Origin of the sequence: Natronococcus roseus (assembly GCF_043677095.1) — an archaeon.
Taxonomy (GTDB): domain Archaea; phylum Halobacteriota; class Halobacteria; order Halobacteriales; family Natrialbaceae; genus Natronococcus; species Natronococcus roseus.
This window is the reverse complement of record NZ_JBHLJR010000001.1, coordinates 607,620-624,431: the sequence shown is the minus strand read 5'-3', so window position 1 is coordinate 624,431 and position 16,812 is coordinate 607,620. Positions and strand designations below refer to the sequence as shown.

At 60.6% G+C, this 16,812-nt stretch carries 19 protein-coding genes, 1 tRNA gene and 1 pseudogene; 11 read left to right on the top strand and 10 right to left on the bottom strand.

Annotated features, from left to right (window positions below):
- The first annotated feature begins 65 nt into the window (after positions 1 to 65).
- The 3 genes from ACFEMD_RS03230 to ACFEMD_RS03220 all read left to right on the top strand — a co-directional run bounded on the left by ACFEMD_RS03230 (position 66) and on the right by ACFEMD_RS03220 (position 1,536).
- Complete coding sequence (locus ACFEMD_RS03230) at positions 66 to 644, top strand: hypothetical protein (protein WP_394739449.1); 579 nt, start codon at positions 66 to 68, stop codon at positions 642 to 644.
- A gap of 275 nt (positions 645 to 919) precedes the next feature.
- A complete protein-coding gene (locus ACFEMD_RS03225; RefSeq protein ID WP_394739448.1) occupies positions 920 to 1,057 on the top strand; it encodes a hypothetical protein in 138 nt (45 codons plus the stop codon).
- An 80-nt stretch (positions 1,058 to 1,137) separates the two neighbouring features.
- Positions 1,138 to 1,536 (top strand): hypothetical protein, encoded by a 399-nt coding sequence (locus tag ACFEMD_RS03220; RefSeq protein ID WP_394739447.1) that lies wholly within the window; start codon positions 1,138 to 1,140, stop codon positions 1,534 to 1,536.
- Here ACFEMD_RS03220 and ACFEMD_RS03215 read toward each other — a convergent pair.
- Positions 1,528 to 1,953 (bottom strand): annotated as a pseudogene (locus ACFEMD_RS03215) (integrase core domain-containing protein); the annotation flags it as partial. The gene ACFEMD_RS03220 and the pseudogene ACFEMD_RS03215 overlap by 9 nt on opposite strands.
- A complete protein-coding gene (locus ACFEMD_RS03210) occupies positions 1,928 to 2,548 on the bottom strand; it encodes a hypothetical protein (RefSeq protein ID WP_394739446.1) in 621 nt (206 codons plus the stop codon). The pseudogene ACFEMD_RS03215 and the gene ACFEMD_RS03210, both read right to left, overlap by 26 nt.
- A gap of 394 nt (positions 2,549 to 2,942) precedes the next feature.
- On the opposite strand from ACFEMD_RS03210, the gene ACFEMD_RS03205 reads away from it, so the two are divergent.
- Positions 2,943 to 3,602, top strand: a complete 660-nt coding sequence (locus ACFEMD_RS03205) for a hypothetical protein (RefSeq protein ID WP_394739445.1) — start codon at positions 2,943 to 2,945, stop codon at positions 3,600 to 3,602.
- A gap of 891 nt (positions 3,603 to 4,493) precedes the next feature.
- Here ACFEMD_RS03205 and ACFEMD_RS03200 read toward each other — a convergent pair.
- Positions 4,494 to 4,567, bottom strand: a tRNA-Tyr gene (locus tag ACFEMD_RS03200).
- A gap of 115 nt (positions 4,568 to 4,682) precedes the next feature.
- On the opposite strand from ACFEMD_RS03200, the gene ACFEMD_RS03195 reads away from it, so the two are divergent.
- From ACFEMD_RS03195 to ftsZ, 3 genes are all read left to right on the top strand, one after another.
- Positions 4,683 to 5,207, top strand: coding sequence for a double zinc ribbon domain-containing protein (locus ACFEMD_RS03195; protein ID WP_394739444.1), 525 nt, complete (start codon positions 4,683 to 4,685; stop codon positions 5,205 to 5,207).
- A gap of 199 nt (positions 5,208 to 5,406) precedes the next feature.
- Positions 5,407 to 5,586: a ribbon-helix-helix domain-containing protein gene (locus ACFEMD_RS03190; protein WP_005556653.1), complete on the top strand. Its 180-nt coding sequence runs from the start codon at positions 5,407 to 5,409 to the stop codon at positions 5,584 to 5,586.
- 2 nt (positions 5,587 to 5,588) lie between these two features.
- Positions 5,589 to 6,761 carry a cell division protein FtsZ gene (gene ftsZ / locus ACFEMD_RS03185; RefSeq protein WP_394739442.1) on the top strand — a complete coding sequence of 391 codons (1,173 nt, stop codon included), beginning with the start codon at positions 5,589 to 5,591 and terminating at the stop codon, positions 6,759 to 6,761.
- A 328-nt stretch (positions 6,762 to 7,089) separates the two neighbouring features.
- Here the strand turns inward: ftsZ and ncsA are convergent, their stop codons facing one another.
- Positions 7,090 to 8,055 carry a tRNA 2-thiolation protein NcsA gene (ncsA, locus tag ACFEMD_RS03180; RefSeq protein ID WP_394739441.1) on the bottom strand — a complete coding sequence of 322 codons (966 nt, stop codon included), beginning with the start codon at positions 8,053 to 8,055 and terminating at the stop codon, positions 7,090 to 7,092.
- A gap of 44 nt (positions 8,056 to 8,099) precedes the next feature.
- Positions 8,100 to 8,819 carry an alpha/beta hydrolase gene (locus tag ACFEMD_RS03175; protein ID WP_394739440.1) on the bottom strand — a complete coding sequence of 240 codons (720 nt, stop codon included), beginning with the start codon at positions 8,817 to 8,819 and terminating at the stop codon, positions 8,100 to 8,102.
- A 179-nt stretch (positions 8,820 to 8,998) separates the two neighbouring features.
- On the opposite strand from ACFEMD_RS03175, the gene ACFEMD_RS03170 reads away from it, so the two are divergent.
- The 3 genes from ACFEMD_RS03170 to ACFEMD_RS03160 all read left to right on the top strand — a co-directional run bounded on the left by ACFEMD_RS03170 (position 8,999) and on the right by ACFEMD_RS03160 (position 10,438).
- The gene (locus tag ACFEMD_RS03170; protein ID WP_394739439.1) at positions 8,999 to 9,472 is read left to right on the top strand and encodes a DUF4442 domain-containing protein; all 474 of its coding nucleotides are present in this window, start codon (positions 8,999 to 9,001) and stop codon (positions 9,470 to 9,472) included.
- Positions 9,473 to 9,552: 80 nt separating this feature from the next.
- Positions 9,553 to 10,203 (top strand): DUF7095 family protein, encoded by a 651-nt coding sequence (locus ACFEMD_RS03165; protein WP_394739438.1) that lies wholly within the window; start codon positions 9,553 to 9,555, stop codon positions 10,201 to 10,203.
- Between the two features lie 40 nt (positions 10,204 to 10,243).
- Positions 10,244 to 10,438 (top strand): hypothetical protein, encoded by a 195-nt coding sequence (locus tag ACFEMD_RS03160; RefSeq protein WP_394739437.1) that lies wholly within the window; start codon positions 10,244 to 10,246, stop codon positions 10,436 to 10,438.
- Positions 10,439 to 10,929: 491 nt separating this feature from the next.
- On the opposite strand, the gene ACFEMD_RS03155 is transcribed toward ACFEMD_RS03160, so the two are convergent.
- The 5 genes from ACFEMD_RS03155 to ACFEMD_RS03135 all read right to left on the bottom strand — a co-directional run bounded on the left by ACFEMD_RS03155 (position 10,930) and on the right by ACFEMD_RS03135 (position 15,671).
- Positions 10,930 to 11,592: a helix-turn-helix domain-containing protein gene (locus ACFEMD_RS03155; protein ID WP_394739436.1), complete on the bottom strand. Its 663-nt coding sequence runs from the start codon at positions 11,590 to 11,592 to the stop codon at positions 10,930 to 10,932.
- A 173-nt stretch (positions 11,593 to 11,765) separates the two neighbouring features.
- Positions 11,766 to 12,569: a class I SAM-dependent methyltransferase gene (locus tag ACFEMD_RS03150; RefSeq protein WP_394739434.1), complete on the bottom strand. Its 804-nt coding sequence runs from the start codon at positions 12,567 to 12,569 to the stop codon at positions 11,766 to 11,768.
- Positions 12,570 to 12,632: 63 nt separating this feature from the next.
- Complete coding sequence (locus ACFEMD_RS03145; protein WP_394739433.1) at positions 12,633 to 13,505, bottom strand: deoxyribonuclease IV; 873 nt, start codon at positions 13,503 to 13,505, stop codon at positions 12,633 to 12,635.
- A 115-nt stretch (positions 13,506 to 13,620) separates the two neighbouring features.
- Entirely contained in the window at positions 13,621 to 14,457 is an 837-nt protein-coding gene (locus ACFEMD_RS03140; protein ID WP_394739432.1) for a lipoate--protein ligase family protein, read from the bottom strand.
- Positions 14,458 to 14,531: 74 nt separating this feature from the next.
- Positions 14,532 to 15,671, bottom strand: coding sequence for an ABC transporter substrate-binding protein (locus tag ACFEMD_RS03135; protein WP_394739431.1), 1,140 nt, complete (start codon positions 15,669 to 15,671; stop codon positions 14,532 to 14,534).
- Between the two features lie 199 nt (positions 15,672 to 15,870).
- On the opposite strand from ACFEMD_RS03135, the gene ACFEMD_RS03130 reads away from it, so the two are divergent.
- Positions 15,871 to 16,773, top strand: a complete 903-nt coding sequence (locus tag ACFEMD_RS03130) for a serine/threonine-protein kinase RIO2 (RefSeq protein ID WP_394739430.1) — start codon at positions 15,871 to 15,873, stop codon at positions 16,771 to 16,773.
- The last annotated feature ends 39 nt before the right edge of the window (positions 16,774 to 16,812 follow it).

Genomic DNA, 16,812 nt, shown 5'->3' with positions numbered 1-16,812 from the left:
GTAGTCGTATTTTCGGCTGCCCTAGTCTTATACCTTACCCTCCATACAGGCGCAGAGTCTCAACAATGAGTTCCATTTCGGAAACCCCCGCAGACGAGTTCGAACGTACGCCGTGGGACGATCTCACCTCGGCGCGACAGCGAGTAGCACTGGCAATCGCCTATGTTCACGGACCGCAGACCTTCAACCGTCCCGATCTCCGCGAGGATGTGGAGAAGACGAAGGGCGTCGAAGAAGTCATCGACGACGAGGACCGGGTCCTCACTTCACTGAAGTACACCCGACTCCTGAACGACCTCACCGAAGACGGTTATCTCGTCAAGGAGTTCCAAGGAGGAACAAATCCTGTCATTCTGGATGTCGAATATGATTCCGCACGCGATACGCGGAGTGCAGCTCCATGGGGCGACGCCAGCGCTCTTCATACGCTGGTATCCCAGGTCTGTGACCGCGAGGGAATCACTCGAAACCTCCTCGACGAAGTCAGCAATCCGTATGACTTCAACGAGGTCAAAAATAAGGTGAACGCAGTCGTCGGTCGAACTGTACTCCACCCTTATGCCGACCCAAGCAAGTACCGCTTCACAAAGGAGGGATACTCCGTCGTGATCGGGAAGGTCGAGGAGGAGGACTCCGACGAGTAGGGTAACGAGCCCTACATATTAACCTCGCAAAAGTAACTCTCTTTTTTGTCCTGAATCAACCCGGTTTGCCTCGAGCTATTCTCATCAACGACTGAGAAGGTTTTGAGATCGCTTTTCCCCTTATAGGTAAAGAAATCATCGGCTCGAGACAAACGCCACCCAGAATCAATCTGAGAGCCTCAAAGGGAAAGTCCGACAGTCATCGTTTTGAGAAATCTATATGCCGGATTTTCCGTCTCAGAAACATTATGGTCATGGATATATAAAATTTTGACATGGCTGAAACAGCAAAACCACAGATCTACGCAACGGACGAAACTCATGAAGAAGCTCGAGTGGTGAAGGCGAAACTTGGCCTGACCTGGGATGAATTCGTCCAGAAGGCCGCTGAAGAGCTAGACCCTGACAAGTAGGTAGGAACAATGCAAATGATAGCGAACGGGGGCGAGGCCCTAACTCGAAACCCCCGAGCGACTGAGGATGAAGCCGAAGGATGGAGGCCCTCGACATGAGTCAATTCGAGATACTGAATGATAGACCTTCCGGGAGAATTCCTCCGAGAGAAGTCTTGAGGCATGGGATCATGGAATCTATCCTTGATGAAGAGACGGCACTATTCGATGTTCTTCCCGGTATCGGGAAATCCCGTAGCATCTCGAAGATCTTCGGGACTGTTCCCGTCTCTATATTCACGAATTTTCGGGATAACTATGAGCAGTTCGAGAGGTGGGGTAAGGAGGATGGAATCGAGGTTGAGAAGTTTCCAGTAGCGACCGACCTATGCCCTGTCCTCCGGTCTGAGAACCCTGCTCAGCGAGATGATCCGATAGTTCAAAAAGCCAGAAATGCTCACGATGATGGCTGGCCCGTCCGAGGTCACCGTCTAGTTTAGCACCTCCACTGGCGTCTGTCCGTTGAGTGATTGGTGCGGTCGCTGTGTGTTGTAGTAGTGTACGAACTGCTCAAGCCACCCTCTGACGCTCGCCCGACTGCCCACCCACGAGTTATGGAAGCGGTCGACCCGCATTTTGAGGGTGTGAAACCACTTTTCGATGTGGTTTCGATCGACATAGTCGAGGTGGCCGCTCAATCCTAATCGATGGAGGGCAGTCAGATAGCCAGCACCATCGACGAGAAACTCAGCGTCAGAGAGATCGTGTTTCTCGGCGAGTCCATGCAGAAACGCAGCAGCTGGATCGGTGCCTCGCCGTCCAAAGAGCGCGACATCGAGGATGAGTTTTGTGTCGAGGTCTATTGCAGCGTATATCCAAGATCGGTCGCCGTTAATCCTGACAGCGGTACTGAACACTTTCCTCTACCTCAGTGGTTTTGTCCTCACCCACACTCCAAGAATAATCAGGATTATAGTAATCATCTGGTGGAGAGCTTTGCTCACCGATATCTTGAAGAACAGCTGACAAATGTCGGATGGACCCGTGTATCCGTTTTGGTTCACCCGTTTCGATTGCGAGAGTTATATCAACAGAGGGTTTTCCGTAGTCATTTTTTGTCATTCGGGCTATGTGGTATTCTCCATTGTAATCGGGATGGTCTGTGATTTGATCCACCGATGCAATCCTTGGGAAGCCAGCGTCTTCATACGAGTCGAACCTCAGATATACGCTTGCTCTACCCTGATAGGGAAAAGGAGGTATGTATTTTGCAGCTTTCATCAAGAACCCTTCTCGTTCGATTACTTGCACTCTCAAAAGGCGGAAAGCGTAGAAGGAAGTGATATTACCGGTCTCTCCAAACCTCTCTCGTACATTTCTAATCCGATCGGTTTCGCCGGGTATTGCAGAAGCGCGCCATCCTAAGTATGCGAATATTAGAGTCAATGCTACTCCTATAGATTGATTTGCAATCGCACTCATGCCAGCCAAGATAGAGTTTGCTGCACCCATTACCAATCAAGATAAGATTTGCTGGTGATAAATCTACTTCATATTCCTGTTCAACTCTGCCCTCAAAGTCATGAAGCTCGTATGAGGAAGGCGTCATCGTAGCTCGCAGAGTCCTTTTCTCCAAGTCTATCGAATAAGTCAATGAGATGGAGTTAGAGTATGTGAATATCAAGAGGATCTATAGGAGGATGAATACCAAAAAGAATAGTAGTAGAGATGATATGATCTCAAAGGATATCAATAGGAGTACCAGAACGAATCCTATTACCCAGAGTAGTCCCCAAACCAGTCCGCAAATCAGCCCCCAAATTAGTCCGAGTATCCTCTCTCAACCTTCGACGGACTGCTACAGTTCTCGTTTCGGGGATCAAGCTCTTACCACGGAGGACATAGCATGACGCTCGAGCAGGAAGAGGATTTGATCGGTGAGAGGATGGATGATGTCCCTCGAGTCGATCCGGGGGAATACTGCAATAGCAAGAAGCGGCTAAAGGAGGATGGATCGGCTATTACCGATGAGGATGGGAATTCTCTTTTCGGAGGATACTGCAGGTCGAAGGCTGGATCAGGGACAGATCATCTCGGAGAAGGTCGTTGCATGTATCATGGAGGCTGTTCGACGGGAGCCCCGGAGCATAATCAGAATGCTCAGACTCATGCCCTCAATGCAGATCCGGATCACTACTACGAATCGCTCGAGAGGGCTGATCGGGCATTCGTCGATAACGTCTCCGAAGCGATTCTGAATCGGCTTCAGGCTGGATCTGGCAAAATTGATGATCTCGACCGGAAGCTCGCTCATCGAGTCGCAGTGAAGCTTCATATCGTCGGCAGGGCCAGCAATTATGTCGAGAACGAGTCCGGTCTTATCGAAGTGGCTGGGGATGGGAGTCAGGATCGGGAGGCTGCGCTTCTCGACGAGATCAGGAAGTATGACCACTCGATCATCGACGATCTCGAGACGCTCGGTATCCTCGAAGATCCAGAGAGTCAGGAAGCGGATGCACTGAGTCAATGGCGCGAGTTTGTCGAGGGAGATTCAGATAGCTTCTAATCGCTTCTCTGAGGGAATTTCGTAAACGGAGAGGCCAATCCCTCTGCTCACGCCCTTCACTCTTCTCTATGAAGCGATGAGCCGCCTTAGAATGAAAGAGATAGCAATAGGACGACAGGAATTTGATCACTCGAGAATAGCTCGGGAATCACTCGGATTTAGTGATACAGGTCAATCAGTGCAGAACGACGCTTTGCTCTCTAAGCTCCTTAGCGCAGCAGAGATCCGATTTCGTTGGCGTAGGATGAATCACCTTGCTCGTATGCCTCCATAGCATTTGACACTCTCGAGCCATTGATCGCCCCGAGTTTGAGACGCCGGCGGATTATCGATTTTCTCGCTATTCGTCTCGGGTTCTGTGATACACGGGTGAAGACAGACCGATGGTTCTACACGACTCGATTTGGTTCGGTTCGCTCCCAGAGAAACTACCTCCCGCATCCGGGGTCGAGGTCTCGCGCGCGCCTGAAATCGACTCAGTTGTACGATCGATCGTACAACTGACACCATCCCCTAAGGAACCGATCCAGATCCCATAGGGATGCTCGAGTAATTTGTATGACATCCACTAAGCGCAGCGAGAATCCGATTCAATATTGAGAGGATGTCTTCCGCTCGCATGATTCGGAATCGTCTGAGGATGGCGAAGACGAGCAAGAAATTGATCCTGATCCTATAGGGATGAGTCGAGAGAGATATTCGAGGAACGAGTCCCAGTGAGTCCAATTTCGTACGCTAAGATCTAAGCGCGCCCTCATCTTTGGCCATAGTGAATCACCAGAAGGCATGGATGGGAACTTGATGACCAAGTCTGCCCCGAGGGAGGTTTCGGACCGAATGACGGGTGAATCCCGGCGCTATCCGGTCAATCTGGATAGCAAGGTTAGGAAGTCCGCCCTCCCCGATTTGAACGGGGGGCAAGTCGATCTACAGTCGACTGCTCTACCAGTCTGAGCTAAGGGCGGGCGCATCTCAACGTAGTTCCCGAGGGAGACATAAGGGTTATCATTCGAGGTGGGTTCGGTTCTCGCTGACCAGATAATTGATATAGGTGGGATAACAAGGATCGCTCGAGAGAGGATGAGCAAGATCACGTTCCGCGCGGACGACGACCTCGTCGCTCGCCTCGAGGAACTCGAGGCCTCCAAGAGCGAGGTCATGCGCGAGGCCCTGCGAGCGTACCTCGAGGAGTCGTCGTCGGACTCGCCCGACCGAACGGGCGAGACGGCCATCGACGATCTCGTCCGCGAGCGCGTCGACGATCTCCTCACGGAGCGACTCGCCGAGCTCCGGGCCCAGGGCCCGGCGGAGCGTGGACAGGACATCAACGTGACGATCTCGCTCGAGGACGGAGCGCGTAGCGCCACCGACGCCCGCGTGTCGGCGGTGTCGGACACTGATTCCGACAGCGACCGTAGCTCCGAGCCCAACTGCGCACAGTGTGGCGAGACCGTCGATCCCGACCACGTCTACTGTCCCAACTGCGGCGAGAAAACCGCCCGACGGCTGTTCTGTGACTGCGGGGACGAACTTCGCTCGGACTGGGCGTTCTGTCCGGGCTGTGGCCGCCGGACACCGGCCGCCGACGTTCTCGACTCCACATAAGGACTCGTGTAATACACAGAACCTCGTGTCGGACGAAAGTTTTAATATCTTCGACAGTCTCGCATTTAGTCGCGTAAGACGGTTGTCTTACACCGGCCGGCGAACGCCGGAAACTGCCCGATGTCGGGCGGATCTGGTGTAAGACACCGTGCGTCTGACAGGGGCGCACACCGTCTTACCCCCAACGGGGAATACAACAATGGAGCGTGTGACACTGCGAATCCCGAAACAGCAGATCGAGGAGGTCGAACAGTTAGTCGACTCGGGCGAGTTCCCGAATCGGAGCGAGGCGATCCGCTCGGCCGTCCGTGAGATGGTCAACGAACAGTCCGACGGTCGGACCGAACAGACCGGCAAACGCAACTGGGCCAAGGTGTAACGATGCAGGATATCGTTCAAGACGCACTCGACAACGCCGAGGAGGAGGCCCGGGAGATGGAACCCGACATGGACGGCGACGAGTTCGGGGAGCCCCGAATCGTCATCGTCGGCTGTGGCGGCGCCGGTAACAACACCATCAACCGACTGTACAACATCGGCGTCGACGGCGCCGAAACCGTCGCGATCAACACGGACAAACAGCACCTGAAGATGATCGAGGCCGACACCAAGATCCTGGTGGGCAAGTCCCTCACCAACGGACTCGGTGCCGGCGGCGATCCGTCGATGGGCGAACGCGCGACCGAGATGGCCCAGGGCACGATCAAGGAAGTGCTCGGCGACGCCGACCTCGTGTTCGTCACGGCGGGCATGGGTGGTGGCACCGGTACCGGTGCTGCCCCCGTCGTCTCGAAGATCGCCAAGGAGCAGGGTGCGATCGTCGTCGGCATGGTCTCGACGCCGTTCAACGTCGAGCGCGCCCGCACGGTGAAAGCCGAGGAAGGTCTCGAGAAGCTGCGCAACGAGGCCGACTCGATCATCGTGCTCGACAACAACCGACTGCTCGACTACGTCCCGAACCTCCCGATCGGCAAGGCGTTCTCGGTGATGGACCAGATCATCGCCGAGACCGTCAAGGGGATCTCGGAGACGATCACCCAGCCGTCGCTGATCAATCTGGACTACGCCGACATGTCCACGATCATGAACCAGGGCGGCGTCGCGGTGATGCTCGTCGGCGAGACCCAGGACAAGAACAAGACCGACGAGGTCGTCAAGGACGCGATGAACCACCCGCTTTTGGACGTCGACTACCGCGGCGCGAGCGGCGGACTCGTCCACATCACTGGTGGCCCCGACCTCACGCTGAAAGAGGCCGAGGGGATCGCCGACAACATCACCGAGCGCCTCGAGGCCTCGGCGAACGTCATCTGGGGCGCCCGGATCCAGGAGAACTACAAGGGCAAGGTGCGGGTCATGGCGATCATGACCGGCGTCCAGAGCGCCCAGGTGCTCGGTCCGTCGACCCAGAAACAGGCCGACAGATCCCGCGCCAGCATCGAAGGCGCCGGCGACGGCGACTTCGACGCGAGCAACAACGTCAAACACGGTGCGAAAAGCGACGGCGGCCGGAACGAACTCGAGCGCCAGAACGGCGTCGACGTCATCCGGTAGTCCGACACACCGCTGACACACCACCGACGGATCCCGCTGACGACACGCGACCGGACCGACATCGACACACCGCGGTTCGGTCGCGTTTGCGATCGACACACCACGCGGCGGCCGTCTGACACACCATCGATCGGCCGCCGCGACGATTGACACGACGCGACCCCGCGCCGGCAACTGACACACCACACCAGCCGGTCGTCGGGTATCGATTCTCGGAGCACAACTCGTCTCGAGTGACAACGACGTCGGAACCGGCGGATCGAAACTCGAGAAAGCGTTCGACGGGCTGGAATCGGCTTCGCGATCGATACGCCGTCTTACGGCCCGATCAGGCCAGCGACTCGAGCAGCCCGCACTTCCGACAGACCTCCCGCGTCGTGGTCGAGCCGCACTCGACACACTCCCGGAGGTCCGGGCCGTCTTCGTCGTCACCCTCCCGGTCGTCCGCGACGATGCCGGCCAGCTCCTCGTACCCCGAGAGGATCGAGTGGCGGGTTCCGGGGTGGTTTTCCTCCAAGTCGTACAGCAGCTGCTGGATCTCGCCGCGGTAGGCCTCGCTGGCGTGGGGACACTCCGTAATGTGAGCGGGGAGGTCCTCGACGTGGGCGTACAGCGCGACCTCCTTTTCTGGAACGTCCCGAAGCGGTTTCGCCCGCGGGACGAACTCCTCCTGCTCGCCGCGTTCCGAGAGCGGGCCCAGGCTCGCGTCGAAGTGTTTGGCCATCTGGGCGACGTCGCCCTCGAGGAAGTTCATCAGCGCGGTCTGGGCCTCGTCGTCGAGATTGTGGCCCGTCAACAGCAGGTCAGCCCCGAGTTCCTCGGCGTACGTCGAGAGCAGATCCCGCCGGAAGACCCCGCAGTAGGCACAGGCGGCCATGTTCTCGGGGTCGTCCTCGACGACATCGTCCATGCGGATCCCGAACTCCTCCTCGTAGCTGACGACCTCGTGGCGGATGTCGAGCTCCTCGGCGAGGTCGACGCAGGCCTCGAGGCTCTTGTCGCGGTAGCCCTCGATCCCCTCGTGGATCGTCAGCCCGACGAGTTCGATGCGTGGATCCTCGGCGAACGTGTCGTGGAGGATCCGCGTGAGCACGACGCTGTCCTTCCCGCCCGAGAGGCCGACGACCCACGTCAGCGGATCGTCGGGTGTCACGTCGTGTGGAACGAGGTCGTCCCGGCGCACCCGTCGGCGCACCCGCTTCTCGACCGACTCCCTGAAGTGGTGTTCGCAGAGGTGTGCCCCCGAGTAGGCGGCGTGCATGATCGCCTCCCCCTCACACCGGTTACAATCCATCGAGGTGAGGTTACCGACGGGCGCGTATGTCCGTTTCGCCTCGCTCAGGCGGGAACCGTCTCGCGGGCCTCGACCGCGTCGGCGCCCTCCTCGAGCGCCTCGAGCAGGAGTTCGACGTAGCGCTCGCGACCCGGCGAGGAGAACAGCTCGTGGCCGCCGTTGTACAGGACGACGTGCTCGGCGGGCACCCGGTGACCGATCGGACGGAGGCTGATGACGGGATCGGTGAGCGAGCAGAAGACGACGGCGTCGTGATCAATCGTCAGCAGATCCTCCTGGGCGTGGCGCGTCTCGCGGACGAACGCGGGCGAGACCCACCGCGGGATCGTCGCGAGCTGGTGGTCGGTCGCCTCCTGTCCGAGGGCGTCCCGGTCCATCTCGCCCGCCGGAAGACAGGGGAACGTCGACGGAACCCTGGAAGCTCCCTCGAGCAGCGGCTCGGAGTAGCGCTCGCCGTACCCCCAGAACGGGCTCAGGTAGACGTGGTTGTCCGCGCCGTCTAACGCCTGGCCGATGAGCGCGCCGGCGCTGTGGCCCAGCAGCTGGTACTCCTCTAAGTCGAGGACGTACTCGGCGATCGGCTCGAGCCAGTCGGCTTTGAAGTCGTCGATGTTCGTCGGGAGCTCGAAGGCGTGGACCCGGTAGCCGGCCTCGGTCAGCTTGCCGATGAGCCAGCTGACGTTCTCGTGGGTCCAGCGGTTCCCCCAGCCCATGACGAAGACGAGCTCCTCCTCGCCGTCCTCGTTGAAGACACGGTGTCGCATACGGCTCCGTTCGTCGGACACCGATAAAAATCTGCGCTCTTGACACGACCTGCCGACTCCGCCCGTCGGGACGGCGATCGGGCGTCTCGAGAAGCGACGGCCGTCCGGCTCGGCGACAACTCGTGGGCAGGGAGGGAGCGTTTGCTAACGATTTTCACCGGCCGCCCTCGAGTCGTCGTATGCTCGACGCGCTTCGCTCGCGGCTCTATCGCCTCGGATTCAACCTGTTTCCGGCCTACCGTCGGACGGGCGGCCGAGTCACGTACATCGCCCCCGACTGGCAGGAGGTCCGCGTGAAACTGCCGCTCTCCTGGCGCACGAGGAACTACGTCGGGACGACCTTCGGCGGCAGCATGTACGCCGCGGTCGACCCGTTTTACATGATGATGCTCCTCAAGAATCTCGGCGACGAGTACGTCGTCTGGGACAAGGAGGCCGAGATCCGGTTCAAGAAGCCCGGACGGGAAACGCTGTACGCCAGGTGTACGATCACCGACGAGGAGATCGCGGCGATCGAGGCCGAGCTGGCGACCGAGGGGACGGAGTCGGTCGACCGACACTACACCGTCGACCTCGTCGACAGCGAGGGGACGGTCCACGCCACGGTTCGTAATACGGTGTACGTGACGACCGATCGGGAGAAGGAGGCCTGACTCGGGGACGGGTCCGGCGACCGCCGATCCGAACCGGGACTGAGAAACCGTTTTGCGACTTCGGACCCGACGTCGACGCAATGAGCGAGTTCCCCCGCGAGGAGGCGGTCGATCGACTCGAGGCGCTGGTCGAAACCGTCGAACGCGAGCGCACGCCCGTCCCGGTCCGAGAGATCTGGGCGTTCGGTGACATCGCGCTCGGGCTCGATCCCGTCGAACGGCTCGACGTCTACCTCACGAAGGACGTGTTGATGCGCGACGACAGCGCGACGGCGGACGTCGGCGAGGAGTACGACGTCGAGGGAGTCGGACAGTCGGTTCGGGCCGACTGGGCCGCCGAGCACCCCGAGTACCTGCGCGCGAACGCGAACGGCCACGCCGCCCCCGAGAAGTGTCTGGCCGCCCAGCTGCTCGGCGACGACGAACCGATCCACCTCGAGGTCTGTAACGCCGGCTTCGAGGATAACGTCACCCAGCGACTCCGCGGCGCGAAACTTCGGGAGGACTACACCCAGCTGCTCGACCCCCGCGGAGTCTGTCTCTGGGTCGACGGCACGAGAAGCGAGGAGGCGTTTCGCAAACTCCGGGAGAGCGACCTCGCACTGCCGACGCTGTCGGCCGCCCTCGAGATGCTCGGCATGGAGGAGGAAGAAGCCGGCGAGGCCGCCCGGGAGGTCCACGCCTGGCGCGAGCAACAGGAGGGCGTGACGGTGCGGGGCGACGTCGTCTGAGGGTCCGAAGCGTTTTGCCGACGCCGTCGGATACTCATGTATGAACACGTCGTCGCTTGCCTCCGGGCTCGACACTGCCCGTCTCGCGGTGTTTGCGAACGTCGCGCTCGTGCTGACGGGGTCGGTGCTCGCCTTGTTGAACGTCCTCGATCTCTGGACGGGCATCGTCGTCGTCTGCGTTGGACTGATCGGGATCTACGTCTCGATACTCGGTCGTAGAGAGGAGTCAGGCTGACGAGAGTCCGGGAACCAAAGCGGTCGCAACTGGCGCTGTGAACCAGTCGTCAGCGCGATTTCGAGCGCCGTTCCTTGTCACAAGTGGTCGCCCGACTCGCGGTGGCGCGTGTTGAGCCCAGTGCCGAAGGAACTGATCCGCTCGATGCCCTCAAGGACGATCTCCCGAACGCGGGGGTTCCATCGAATCGTCCACCTCCCTGTATTGGTGGATTCTATTCGGAAATGACCTCGAAGTCGGAGGCACCACACGCACAGCCCCCCGGCAGTCCGATGGGTTGAACCGTGTTATCGGAAAATACCCACGCGGAGTAGACGTTATCGCACTCGCAACATCTTGCGGCTACTTTTGTCCGCTCATCGGCGGACTCAGTGTTGTTCTCCTCCGCTTTTGGGTGGGTAGACATATGAGTTCAAAAATCCGCCTAACTAAAGGCTGAAGTGGTTGTATTGACCACCACTCTCTCGATAAATTACATGACTGAGGAAACTCTACTGGTCGTCCGGATGAGTGAACGTTAACGTACTCGTGATGAGGTTTCTGTGCGCGGCATGAAATCGCTTCGAGAGGGCCTGCTGGGAGACGCCCATTTCGTCTGCTAGTTCGCTCATCGAGATCGCCTGTGGAACCTCATAGTAGCCTTCGTTGAGCGCAGTTACCAAGGTTTCGCGTTGTTTCGTCGTGAGATCGTACTGAGCGCTCGCCATCGGCTGTTCTTGCTCTTGGAGTCGGTTGAGTTCGAACGCAATTCCGTGCACCTCGCAATATTCTTCGAACTTTGAGAGACTCGCCCGGTCGTCGAACCGCATTCGTAGCTCCCAGTTTTTATCTCTTCCAACCGCTTGCAAGATCGTCGCCCCGAGCTCGAGATACGCGTAAACGATTGTTTCGACGTTTTCCGTCCATTCGGCACGGTACAAGATGGCATCGTCCGCTTGATCGACGCGGACGATATCCGTTACCGACTCGTCGTTTTGGAACGCTTCTTCGAATTCTCCGTGATCGCCGCCGCTCACCCAGAAGTACGGCATCACCTTGTCTTCTAACGTCGCTACGACCTGCTCGATTTCGACGACCATCTGTGGTGCTTCTGTGAGGGAACGAGACAGCGCAAAGTCATCGGATTTTACGGAAAACTCCGCCACGATGCTCATACTGAGAGTTTCCCTTCTGAACAGATAAACGCGTGCCCGGGGTCTACTGCGGAGAAGGGAGTGGAGTCATCCTCTCAAGCTTCCACCGAAAGTATCTCTGTTCGATCCGGGTCTGACCCCAGGTTAGTCCGTTTACGTAACGGTCGGCCAGTTCCTCGGATACCCGTCGACTACTACGGTCCGTTCGCTCGCCCAACCGTCACGAAAAACGGGATCTCCTCGCGCCGCCGGTAGTTTCGCTCCTCCATCTGCTCGATCACGTCCCGGCCCATCTCGCGCCACTCGCTGCGGAGGGCGTCGTACTCCCCGTCGTCCATCGCCCCCTCGAGCATCGTCTTCCGGTCGTCGGCCAGTCCCGCGCCCGTCGCCTTCCGCTGGGCGATCGTCAACGCCGCCTCGCCGTAGGGGGGCTCGATCGTCCGCTCGTGGTCGTACCGGCGGGTTTCGAGCAGTTCGAGCCCCGCCTCGGAAAACGCCTCGCGGGCGTCGGCTCCCAGGGTGACGTCCGTTCCGACCCCCTCGAGGTAGGCCCGTCGAGCCCGATCCTCGAGTCGCTCCTCGCTCGCGACGCTCGAATCGACCGCGACGGCGCCGTTATCGGGTTCGACGGCCGCGACGAGATCGCTCGAGACGCGGGCGAACTCCCGGATCGCCGCCTCGGGATCGGGCAGGTTGATCAACAGCGCCTGACAGACGACGAGGTCGAAGGCGTCGTCGGGGAACGGCAGGCGGAGCGCGTCGCCGGCGACCACCGGGACGTGCTCGCCGGCGAACTCGAGCAGGTCCGTGTCGGCGTCACAGCCGACGACCTCGCCGGCCGACTCCGCCGCAAGCACGCGGCTCAGCTCGCCGGTGCCGCAGCCGACGTCGAGCACCCGCTCGCGGGAGTCGAGCTCGAGGGGCTCGAGCGCTTGCCGGGAGTCGTCCCACATCCCCTCGCGGGTCCGCTCGAGGTAGTCTTCGGAGAACTCGCGCACGGCCCCTCGTAGTGCCAGCGAAAGTAAAAACGGGTCGGTTCCGAGCGACGTCGAACCGGGCGTTTACGCGTCGTCGCGGAGTTCCTTCGTCTTCTCGATGTTCCAGGCGAACCCTTTCCCGTCCTCGGTGGGCGTCTCGAGTGCGAACGGCAGCTCCCGCAGGTCGGGGTGGTTGACGATGGCGCGGATGCCGTCCTCGCCGATGTACCCCTCGCCGATGAGGGCGTGTTCGTCCTTGTGGGTGCCGACGTCGTGTTTCGAGTCGTTGAGGTGGATGTACTCGAGGTGCTCGAGGCCGACCTCGTCGTCGAACCGGGAGACGGTCTCGTCGACCGCCTCGGGAGTCGTCAGATCGTTACCTGCGACCAGGGTGTGAGCCGTGTCGATGCAGATGCCGATCTCCTCGTCCGTGCGGTCGATGATGCCCGCGAGGTGGGCGAACTCGCCGCCCAGCTTGGTGCCGCTACCGGCGTCGGACTCGATGAGGATCTGGACGTCGTCGGGAACGTCGAGTTCGTCGATGAGACTCGCCGCGTTGTCGAGGCCGCCCTCGACGCCCGCTCCCGTATGCGCGCCCAGATGGACGTTTACGTACGGAATGCCTAGCTTCTCGGCGGCGTCGAGTTCGGCCTGCATGCTCTCTTTGGACTTCTCGCGGAGGTCGTCTTTCGGCGTACAGAGGTTAACCAGGTACGAGGAGTGGATCACCCACGGCCCCTCGAGCAGTTCGTCGCTCTCCTCGCGAAAGCCCGCGGCGGCCTCGTCGCCGATCTCGGGCTGGGCCCAGACCTGCGGCGACGTGGTAAAGACCTGCCCGCAGTTGCCGCCGAAGGCGACCTGGCGGTGGACCGCGTTGCGGATGTCGCCGTAGGGCGGTGTTTCGTCGTCGGAGGAGACGCGCGAGCCGGAGATCGAAACGTGTGCGCCGACCTTCATGGCAGGCAGTCAGTACCGGTTCGTGATAGGGGTAACGGACCGACGCTACGCGCTTCGGCGCTCGCGACTCGGCGAGCGAAGCGCCTCGAGTCGGGTCTCGAGGAACGGAACCGTCCTACTGCTCGCTGGCTTCGAGGACCTCCCGATCCCGAACCCAGGCGTCGGCGCCGTACTTCCGATCGGCGAGGTCGCGAGCCGCCTCGAGTTCGTCCTCGCGCCACTCGCCGTCGGTCGCCCCACACCACTCCCGAAGGGAGTCGGCGACGGTCTCGACGGCGGTCTCGTGGTCGAGGCTCGTCTGCTCGCGAATGCTCGTGACCCGGTTGACGAACGTCTCCGCAGTCACGTCGCTGTCGAAGACGTCGACGTGGTGGTTCGGCTCGAGATCGTAGGACAACGAGCCGTGCTGGATCACGACGTCTCGCTGGCGGTACTGGGCGTTGCCGCTGAGTTTCTTCGCGTCCGCGCCCGCGCTCGCCGGTGCGACCACGTCGTGGGCCGGGTTGATATCCCGCAGATAGCAGGAGGGGTAGTAGATCGACGCCTGTTCGGCACCTGCGAAGTCCGCGTCGATTCCCATTCGGTCGAACGCCTCGAGGATCGGCTCGCAGAACAGCGCATAACAGTCCATCAGATCGCCCGGGACCTCCTCGGCGGGAGCGACGATCGTGTAGGAGATGTCGGCGTAGCGGTCGTGGTAGATCCCGCCGCCGCCGGTCTGTCTGCGGGTGACGTCGATCCCCGCTCGCTCGCAGTACTCCCAGTCGACGGAGTCGGGCTCCTGCCGGTAGCCCAGCGAGAGCGTGCTCGGCTCCCAGGAGTAGACCCGAACGGTCCGGAGGTCGTCCTCGAGCGCGGTGCGTCCGGCGATCTCCTCGAGAGCCATCTGTGTCGCTCCCTCGCGGGGCTCGTCGGCGATGAGCCGCCAGTCGCGGTCGGCAAGCGTCGTCATACCGTGTGGATCGACCGCGCGGGTGAAAGCGGTTGCGACGGACGACGGGGAAGCTCGGCCGCTCGCGTGCCGTCCTAGGAACTCGTCTGAATATCCGTGACCGCGTCCGAGAGGTCATCGTCGTGCTCGGCGAGGTACTCCCAGTCGGGAAAGGCGATGCTTTCAGCCTCCTGGGTCGTCGTCGGGAGGTCGTCCTCGAGACCCTCGGCGTACTCGATGTCCTCGCTGCTGAACGCCAGCGGCGCGTGTTCGGACCACTCCGACTGGACCTCGGCGTCGAGCAGGAAGTTGAGGAACTCCTCGGCCTCGTCTCGTTGATTCGTGCCCTCGACGACACACCAGTTGTTGAACCAGCCGGTGGTCTCCTCGGGCATCGTGTAGGTTATCCCGTCGTAGTCGTCGATATCGTACGCGACCGAGGCGTAGTACCACTGGGCGACGTCGATGACGTCGTTCTCGAAGTCCTGCCAGACGTCCTCGCCCGAACTGGCCCATCCCTCGACGTTCCAGGATTCGACCTCCGCGAGCACGTCGTCGTGGAATTCCTCGTCGTGCATCTCCTCGGCGCCCTCGGCGTCGTCCATCCCGATCGCGGCGGCGTAGAGGCGGTACCACCAGAACCCGGTGTCGACGCCGACGCCGTCGCTGTCCCGGGCGGCCGAGGAGAACTCGCTCCAGCTCTCGGGTTCGACGTCGGCGTCCTCGCGGTGGAGAACGGCGCACGGCGAGCCGTCGACCGGCACTCCGTACTCCGTATCGCGCATCTCCCGGTAGAACTCCATCACGCCGTCGAGGTTCGGGACGTTCTCTTCGCGGATCGGCTCGAAGAGATCGTCTTGCCGGCCGTAGTAGTAGAAGTTTCCCTCGGCAACCGTAACGTCGAACGGCGGTTCGTCCTCCGGGGCGTTCCGGATGTCCGTGAGGATGTCGTCCCAGCCACGCTGAATCTCGAGGTCGGTGTCGTGTTCGTCCTCGTAGCGAGGGACGACGGACTCCTCGAACCGATCGGCGTAGTGACCGCTCCAGACGCTTACGCGCAGGGAGTCGGTTCCGTCGGCCAGCTCCGCACAGCCGGCGAGTGCGGTGGCCGAACCGGCGACTGCAGCCGTCAGGAAACGGCGTCTCGAGGTCACTCCCTCGTTCGATGGAACCGATGAAACGCGTTCCGATTCAACATCAATGGACTCCGCATCCCGTCGGGGGTATGCAGCCATGGCTGGGAAGGGTACATCGATGCACACGGATAATAGCTCGGCCGGAACGAGGTCCGATCCTCGTCGAACCGGGGCGAGGAGTTCTGCAATGCAGATCCGCCATACGGGTTTTGTATCGCACTATGTCGTATACGAGAGCGGGTAGTGACGTCGGAACGCGTCACGACGTTTTTACGTACACGGCGGGTACGGCGACTATATGGTGCGGAACGTCGCCGAGTTACTGCCGGAGCTCGAGGAAGAAGACTTCTATCTCCTCTCGGGCGTGGAGCAGGGAATGCGCTTCTCGGAGTGGGTCCAGCGGGAGAAGATCCCGAAGTTCGCCAATCTGACCGAGGAAGAGGTCGACTACCGCCTCGAGCGCTGTCTCAAACGCGGGCTCGTCGAGAAGAAGACGATCCAGTACGAGGGGTACACCCTCCAGTTCGAGGGGTACGATGCGCTCGCGCTGCGGGCGCTCGTCGAGCGAGAGACGATAAGCGAGTTCGGCTCGCCGCTGGGCGTCGGCAAGGAGAGCGACGTCTACGAGGTTCGCTCCTACAAACCCCTGGCGCTCAAATACCACCGCGAGGGGTACACGAATTTCCGGGAGGTCCACAAGGAACGCGACTACACCTCCGACAAGGATCACGTCTCCTGGATGTACACCGCGCGCAAGGCGGCCGAGCGCGAACACGACATCCTCGAGGAGCTCTATCCGGACGTCGCCGTTCCCCGACCGATTGATCAGAACCGCCACGCCATCGTCATGGAGAAGATGGACGGTGTCGAGCTCTCCCGGACGAGACTCGAGCCCGATCAGGTGCTCGGCGTGTTCGACCTGCTCGTCACCGAGATCGCGGGCGCGTACGAGGCGGGGTACGTTCACGCCGACATGAGCGAGTACAACGTCTTCGTCAACGAAGAGGGCGTAAAGGTGTTCGACTGGCCGCAAGCGGTGCCCACCGACCACGCCAACGCCGACGAGTTCTTAGAGCGCGACCTCGAGAACGTGCTCGGTTACTTCCGTCGGAAGTACCCCCAGTACGTTCCCGACGGCCTCGAGAGCGACGATCTGGCGGCCTCGATCGCCGACGGATCCTTCGAGTCGGTCCGCGAGTAGCGGTTCTTTCGTCCCGAGTGTGGTCGACCTTGAGGAGCG

Excerpts from the sequence above, each read along its gene's own strand:
- ACFEMD_RS03230 (WP_394739449.1), top strand. The coding sequence starts at position 66 with ATGAGTTCCATTTCGGAAACCCCCGCAGACGAGTTCGAACGTACGCCG.
- ACFEMD_RS03225 (WP_394739448.1), top strand. The coding sequence starts at position 920 with ATGGCTGAAACAGCAAAACCACAGATCTACGCAACGGACGAAACTCAT.
- ACFEMD_RS03220 (WP_394739447.1), top strand. The coding sequence starts at position 1,138 with ATGGAGGCCCTCGACATGAGTCAATTCGAGATACTGAATGATAGACCT.
- ACFEMD_RS03210 (WP_394739446.1), bottom strand. The coding sequence starts at position 2,548 with ATGGGTGCAGCAAACTCTATCTTGGCTGGCATGAGTGCGATTGCAAAT.
- ACFEMD_RS03205 (WP_394739445.1), top strand. The coding sequence starts at position 2,943 with ATGACGCTCGAGCAGGAAGAGGATTTGATCGGTGAGAGGATGGATGAT.
- ACFEMD_RS03195 (WP_394739444.1), top strand. The coding sequence starts at position 4,683 with ATGAGCAAGATCACGTTCCGCGCGGACGACGACCTCGTCGCTCGCCTC.
- ACFEMD_RS03190 (WP_005556653.1), top strand. The coding sequence starts at position 5,407 with ATGGAGCGTGTGACACTGCGAATCCCGAAACAGCAGATCGAGGAGGTC.
- ftsZ (WP_394739442.1), top strand. The coding sequence starts at position 5,589 with ATGCAGGATATCGTTCAAGACGCACTCGACAACGCCGAGGAGGAGGCC.
- ncsA (WP_394739441.1), bottom strand. The coding sequence starts at position 8,055 with ATGGATTGTAACCGGTGTGAGGGGGAGGCGATCATGCACGCCGCCTAC.
- ACFEMD_RS03175 (WP_394739440.1), bottom strand. The coding sequence starts at position 8,819 with ATGCGACACCGTGTCTTCAACGAGGACGGCGAGGAGGAGCTCGTCTTC.
- ACFEMD_RS03170 (WP_394739439.1), top strand. The coding sequence starts at position 8,999 with ATGCTCGACGCGCTTCGCTCGCGGCTCTATCGCCTCGGATTCAACCTG.
- ACFEMD_RS03165 (WP_394739438.1), top strand. The coding sequence starts at position 9,553 with ATGAGCGAGTTCCCCCGCGAGGAGGCGGTCGATCGACTCGAGGCGCTG.
- ACFEMD_RS03160 (WP_394739437.1), top strand. The coding sequence starts at position 10,244 with ATGAACACGTCGTCGCTTGCCTCCGGGCTCGACACTGCCCGTCTCGCG.
- ACFEMD_RS03155 (WP_394739436.1), bottom strand. The coding sequence starts at position 11,592 with ATGAGCATCGTGGCGGAGTTTTCCGTAAAATCCGATGACTTTGCGCTG.
- ACFEMD_RS03145 (WP_394739433.1), bottom strand. The coding sequence starts at position 13,505 with ATGAAGGTCGGCGCACACGTTTCGATCTCCGGCTCGCGCGTCTCCTCC.
- ACFEMD_RS03140 (WP_394739432.1), bottom strand. The coding sequence starts at position 14,457 with ATGACGACGCTTGCCGACCGCGACTGGCGGCTCATCGCCGACGAGCCC.
- ACFEMD_RS03135 (WP_394739431.1), bottom strand. The coding sequence starts at position 15,671 with ATGGCTGCATACCCCCGACGGGATGCGGAGTCCATTGATGTTGAATCG.
- ACFEMD_RS03130 (WP_394739430.1), top strand. The coding sequence starts at position 15,871 with ATGGTGCGGAACGTCGCCGAGTTACTGCCGGAGCTCGAGGAAGAAGAC.